The organism is Amycolatopsis sp. NPDC004772, assembly GCF_053601215.1.
The window spans coordinates 85,778-91,786 of record NZ_JBSGBK010000029.1; the positions used below are offsets into that span (position 1 = coordinate 85,778).

Consider the following 6,009-nt stretch of genomic DNA (forward strand, 5'->3'; position numbering starts at 1 on the left):
TTCCCCGCTCTCGCGCCGGATAGCATGGCTCACCTTCGAGCTCGCCCGGGACGGAGAAGCGCATGAGGGGCAACGTGTGTGCCGGCGAGAGCGAACAGCTTCGGCTGAGGTATCTCCCGGACCTGGATCGGGTGGTTCTCGGCGGCGACGTCCGGCCGCGGTTGCTCAGTGTGTGCTTCGAACCCACGAACCGGTGCCCCGGCAAGTGCCCGTATTGCCTCATCGAAGAGCATGATCGGGACTGGCCGACGAGCTCGCTCAAGGCCGTCGTCGAAGCACTCCTCGAGCACGGCACCGCGCGATTCGGGTTCGGCGGCGGCGAACCACTGCTGCGGGAGGACCTGCGTGAACTCGGCCTGCTCGTCAGGGAACACGGCGCAGGCGCACTGCTTCGGACGAGCGGCATGTTCCCCATGGACATCCCCGCCCTGTCCGCGGCCTTCGACTGGTTCGACCTGTCCTTCGACTCCGTCGACGCCGATGTCTTCCGCCGGTGCCGGCCGGGCGTCCCGCACGACGTGCTGGTGGACAACCTGCTCGGCCTGGTCGAAACCGGCGCCCGGGTGCGGGTGAGCGTGCTCATCACGGCACGCAACCTGGAATCGGTCGACCGCACCGTGCGCTGGCTCGCCGCGATGGGGGTGCACCACGTGCGGTTGCAGCGCCTCGTCCGGCGTGGTCAGGCCAAGGTCACCTGGGACAAACTGAGCGTGCCGGCCGACATCGTCGAAGCTGTGCTGGCGGAGGAAGTGGCCGTGGGCAAGGAACTCGGCATCGACGTCCGCGAGCTGAAGACCGTGTCCGACACCACGCTGTGCATCGTCAAGGGCAACGGCGAGTTCTTCAGCGGCGAGCCGACCGGGATCGTCCGGCGCGGCAGCGTCTTCCACCCGGCCGACTTGGCCGGCATCGCCTCCCGCCTGTTCGAAGCCCAATCCAGGGCGTATCTCCATGGCTGAGGACCTGCGGGCCGCCTTCGAGGAACACGTGACCGCTCTGTCGGGCGAGCACGTCGAGAGACTCGTCGACCGGTCCGCGAGCGTGCTGGCGTTCACCGGAACCCGCGTCTTCAAGATGTTCACCCGCGAACCGCTGGAACGAAGCCGACGCCGGCACGATTGGCTCGCTCGATACGGTGGCCTCGAATGCCGGTACCACGTGGCCGACCTGGCTTCGGCCGACCGGGCGATCTTGGCCATGGAACGGCTTCCCGGCGAGAGGCGGTTGCTGGACCTGTTCGACGCCGGCCCGTTCGACCTCGCCCAGCTCGACCGCGTCATCGCCCGTGTTGCGTACTTGCAGGCGATTTCGAACGCAGTACCACTCCCGGCCGAGCTTTCCTGCGTCGCACTGGTCGAGAACCTCGGCAAGCAGGCAGCACTCCTTCGCGGGGATACGCTCGCCGCGCTTGCCGACCGCCTCCTGGACGTCAGTCGCCGGCTGCTGTCGACGCTGTCCGGCGCCGGCTGGCGGCCGGTCGTCCACGGCGATTTGCATGCCGCAAACATCTTCGTCCTGCCCGAACGGGTGGTCCTGATCGACCCGGTTTTTTCAGAGCCGAGAGCGCGCAGCGCACCCGGCTTCACCGAGCTGGCATCCCTCTACGCGGACGCGCTGGCGCTCGGGTTGGCCGGCGTGATCGAGCGAATCGAGCGGGATTTCGCAAGTCGGGGCCGGGTGGCATCCCGGCCCGTCTTCCTGTTGAGTGTCTGTTTGAAGGCCTTGGTACGCTACCGCGTCGCCAAGGGCTCACCGGACACACGAGCAGTACTCGCCGACCGGACGGACGACGAGTGGTGCTCAAGTGCACGAAGGGTGGCGGACCTGGTGGAGGTCCTGCTGGCGGAGCTCGTGGTCGCCGGCGGGCCGCGGCGGTGATCGAACGAGTGGGTGACGTGGTGTTGTTCAAGCGGCGTCAGCCGGAGCTTCCGGCCGAACAGCCGGCGGCTCCGGAAGCGCTGCCGGTGCAAGTGGGGCAGCTGGTACTCCAGACCTTCGAGCACCGCCGAAACCAGCTGACGACCAAGTCGACGATCTGCGCCACGGCCGCGTCCGGCGTCATCGTCCTGGTGATCCAGATCTTCCTGGTCAGCCCGGCCACTCGCGTTCCGGTGCGCCTGCTCGGTCTTGCCGCGTTGATCTGTGCCGCGCTGGCCCTGATCGAAGACCTCAACGTGATCAAGAAGTTGTCGAAGCGCACAAGGTCGAAGCGAAGCCGCAAGCACATCCTGTTCTTCGGGACTTTCGTCGACCTGCAGCCCGACGAGGCCCACAGCAAGTTCGTCGAACTCACCGAAGAGCAGTACGTTCACGAACTGGCCGTCCAAGCCGTCGAACTCTCCCGCAACCTGCGCTCGAGGTATGACGCCCTGGGAAAGGCCCACCGGTGGCTCACCGCGGCGGTCGGCATGTTCGTCGCCACACTCGCGGTACAACAAGTGTTCTTCATCTTCTTCCCGTGATCGCTATCGGAAGGCTGCCCCGCGAATGAAGCTGCGCCTGGTCGGAACCGGTTCAATTCTCACGCCGCACCTCAGCGCGTGCACGTTGATCGACGATCGGCTCCTCGTCGACGTCCCGAACGGATCCGTGAAAGCCATCCGCCGATGCTCGGTGCGCCCCGGATCACTCCGCGGGTGCCTGATCAGCCACTTCCACGCGGACCACTACTTCGACGTCGTCTTCCTCCTTCTCGAACTGGGCTTGCGGCAGGTGCAGGAGCAGGACTTCCACCTGGCGGGCCCGAACGGCCTCGAAGAACGTGTCGAAACGCTCTTCGGAATGGCCTATCCGGAATCATGGGCCAAGGTGCGGGAGAACTCCCGGGTCGTCTTCCACGAGTGGCCGGACGAAGGCGGCGAACTGAAGGTGGACAGATATACCGTCCAAGCCGTACCCGTCGTTCATTCCATCGCGCCTGCCTTCGGCTACCTCGTCCGGGACGACGTTGTGGCGGCCGGCTTTTCCGGCGACTCGGAATTGTGCGAAGGCGTCCACCACATCGTCTCCGGAGCGGCCACCGCCGTACTCGACGGCTCGTTCGCGGAGCCTCGCGGCGGCCATATGGGCATGTCGGATCTGGTGGAGCTCGCCGGACAGTATCCGGACACCCGGATCATTGCGACACACCTGAGCGATCAGGTCCGCGAACGCGAATGGCCGGGTGTCCGGGTGCCCGCGGACGGTGACTGCGTTTCCCTGTAGCCATGGGTAGTCGCCTGCGCATCGCCGCCTTGGCGGAATCGGACTCCCCGGCCGTCGAGGTCCAAGGACTGCAAGCCGAGGAGCGGCCGCTGCTGTCCGCTCTCGTCGAGCCGTACTGGGTGGTGGAAGCGGACACCGTCCCCAGCCGATGCCCTCGCCTGGAAATCGTGGAACCTCGAGAAGCCGCCACAGATGTCGCCGAAACGGGATATCGGCGTCTCGACGGACGGCGGGTGCTGATCCACCGCGGCGATACCGCGACGACGACCGTACTACGCGTGATCACCGTGGCTCGGGCCGTCTTCAAGGTCGCCTTGGTGGGTTTGGGCGGCGTCAACTGCCACGCGGGCGTAGTGGACAGCGGCGGACACGGCATTCTCATCACCGGCACGAGAGGAGCGGGAAAGACGACGGCCGTCCGGGTTTGCGCCGCGGCCGGCCTGACGGTCGTGGCGAACGACCAATGCATGCTTCTGCCGGGCGAGCCGCTCCGCGCCATCGGCTTTCCGGCACTCATGGCGGTGCGTGCCGGGTGGTCACCGGCCGGCTGCCCGTTGCCGGACCGGCCGTTGTCCCGGACCACCGATCGCCAGGACGGCGAACCGAGAGCTCAGTACCCGGTTCAGTCGGTCGCCGAGGTGAGCGGAACGCGATGTTCGGGCCAGACAGCCGCGAAACTGCTGGTGAGCTACGAAAAGACAGCCAGGCCCGGAGTGCTCGCGGTGGCCCGCGGCTCGACCGCGGAGTGGTTCACCGCCGCCGGTTTCGGGTTGTCCGCGGCGTACGGTCCCGGTCTCGTCCAGTTGGCGATGACGGCGCTGGGAACACAGTCCGCCGAGCAGCGACCCGAGCGAGTCCGCGCGGCTCTGCGGACCACCGCCCACTACCGGATCACCTGCTCGGCCGACAAACTGGCTCAGCTTCCCGGAACGTTCCCGGAGCTGCTGCCCGGGTAGTCACCGCGGCGAGGCGAGCCGGTGCAGGCGCAGGGCCAACTGGATTTCCAGCGCCCGATCCGGCACCTGCCAGTCCTCCCCCAGCAGCGATGCCACCCGCTCCAGCCGCTGCACCACCGTGTTCACGTGGACGTGCAGCACGTCCTTCGTCCGCGCCAGTTGCGCGCCGTTCGCGAAATACGCCCGCAGCGTCGCGACCAGCTCCGTGCCGCGACGCTCGTCGTAGTCCAGGACCGGCCCGAGCGTCTGGCGGACGAACGCGTCCAAGTCCGCGCGGTCGCCGAGGAGCTGGCCGAGGAACCCGAGGCCCGCCATTGCCGCGCCTTCACCACTGCGGCCCAGGGCCAGCAGCGCCCGGACGCAGCGGGCCGCCTCCGCGTGGGCCTCCGCGATCGCCGACGGCCCGCTCGCCGGGCCCGCCGCGCCGACCGTGACCGGGCGGCCGGTCGCCGAGCCGAGGTCGGCCGCGATGCGGCGGGCCAGCTCGTCGGGGTCGCCGGTCGCCAGCAGCACGACCTCCTCCGCGTGCACCCCGACCAGCGTCGCGTGCCGGGCGGCCGCGCTCGCCACGCGCCGGCGGGAGCCGCCGTCCGCGTGGGCGACCAGGACCGCGTGCGGGGCCGACAGGTCGATGCCCAGCCGGCGGCCGCGCGCCAGCAGCGCCCGGGGGTTGCGGCCGGGTGCGGTGAGCAGGTCGGTCAGCAGCTCGCCGCGAACCTCGTCCTCGGCGCGCACCACCGATCGCCGCAGCATCAGCAGCAGCGCCGTCACGACGCCGGCGCGTTCGAACAGCCGCCGGTCGGGGTCGCTCAACCCCGCGCGGCCGGCCAGCACCAGGCTGCCGAGCAGTTCCGGGCCCGCCTGCACCGCGCACACCCAGTTGTCCTTTGTGGACACCGCACGCCCGGTGGTGCGCGCCGCGGCGAGTGCGTCCGGGTCGAGGACGACCGGCGTCGCCGAGCTCGCCAGGAGCGTGCCGTCGGCATCGTAGACCGTGAGGCTCCCGTGCAGCACGGCCGCGACCGCGTCGGCGACGTCCGGCAGGTCGCCCCCGCGCAGCACCAGGTCGGTCAGCCGGTCGTGGGCGTCCTCGGCCCGTTCCATCGTCGCGTTGGCCTCGTTGAGCTCCGCGACCGCGCGGCGGGTCTGGTCGAGGAGGTTCGCGCTGTCCAGGGCGATCGCCGCGTGGTCGGCCAGCGACGACAGCAGCGCCACCTCGTCGGCGGAGAACTCCCGGGTGGCGCGGTCGGACGCGAAGAGCACGCCCAGCACCTTCGGGCCGATCGCCAGCGGGACACCGAGGATCGCGGTCAGGCCCTCGTCTTCGACGCCGGAGTCGATGTGCCGCGTGTGCTTGAACCGGTCGTCGTTGAAGTAGTCCGACGTCGCGTACGGCCGCGCGGTCTGCGCGACCAGCCCGCCGAGGCCCTCCCCCATGCCCAGCACGATCTGCTGGAACTCGGCCGACACCGACCCATCGCTGACCCGGACGTAGGTCTTGTTCTCGGCCTCGTCGTTCAGCGAAAGGTAGGAGACGTCGACGCCGAGCAGCGCCCGCGCCCGCCGGACGATCGAGCGCAGCACGGTGTCCGGATCGGACAGCGCGGCGAGCTCGCTCGCGGTCTCGAACAACGCGGTGAGCTGGGCCTCGCGCCGCCGGTGTTCGGCCAGGGTCTCGCGGATCCGCAGGGCCAGCTCGCCCGCGCTGGCCAGCGCGGCCAGGTCGGCCGCGGGGCGGGGGGCCCCCGCGCCGGCGGGCCCCCCCCCCGGCGGGCCCACCGCGCGGGGGGGCGCCGCGGCGGGCCGCGAGGGGGAGGAGAGGGGGGGGGGGGGGGGGGGGTTGGTGGGG

General features: G+C 69.7%; 6 protein-coding genes. 5 read left to right on the plus strand and 1 reads right to left on the minus strand.

What is annotated here, in order from left to right; translation table 11 throughout:
* Positions 1–62 precede the first annotated feature (62 nt).
* From ACWEF6_RS19675 to ACWEF6_RS19695, 5 genes are all read left to right on the plus strand, one after another.
* Positions 63–959 (plus strand): radical SAM protein, encoded by an 897-nt coding sequence (locus ACWEF6_RS19675; protein ID WP_449684268.1) that lies wholly within the window; start codon positions 63–65, stop codon positions 957–959.
* Positions 952–1,878 carry a phosphotransferase gene (locus ACWEF6_RS19680; RefSeq protein WP_449684269.1) on the plus strand — a complete coding sequence of 309 codons (927 nt, stop codon included), beginning with the start codon at positions 952–954 and terminating at the stop codon, positions 1,876–1,878. Before ACWEF6_RS19675 ends, ACWEF6_RS19680 begins: the two co-directional genes overlap by 8 nt.
* Positions 1,879–1,886: 8 nt before the next feature.
* A complete protein-coding gene (locus ACWEF6_RS19685) occupies positions 1,887–2,462 on the plus strand; it encodes a Pycsar system effector family protein (protein ID WP_449684270.1) in 576 nt (191 codons plus the stop codon).
* Between the two features lie 25 nt (positions 2,463–2,487).
* Entirely contained in the window at positions 2,488–3,204 is a 717-nt protein-coding gene (locus ACWEF6_RS19690) for an MBL fold metallo-hydrolase (protein WP_449684271.1), read from the plus strand.
* Between the two features lie 278 nt (positions 3,205–3,482).
* On the plus strand, positions 3,483–4,160 hold the full coding sequence (locus ACWEF6_RS19695; RefSeq protein ID WP_449684272.1) for a hypothetical protein: 678 nt from the start codon (positions 3,483–3,485) through the stop codon (positions 4,158–4,160).
* Here the strand turns inward: ACWEF6_RS19695 and ACWEF6_RS19700 are convergent, their stop codons facing one another.
* Positions 4,161–5,939 (minus strand): helix-turn-helix domain-containing protein, encoded by a 1,779-nt coding sequence (locus ACWEF6_RS19700; RefSeq protein WP_449684273.1) that lies wholly within the window; start codon positions 5,937–5,939, stop codon positions 4,161–4,163.
* Positions 5,940–6,009: the final 70 nt, after the last annotated feature.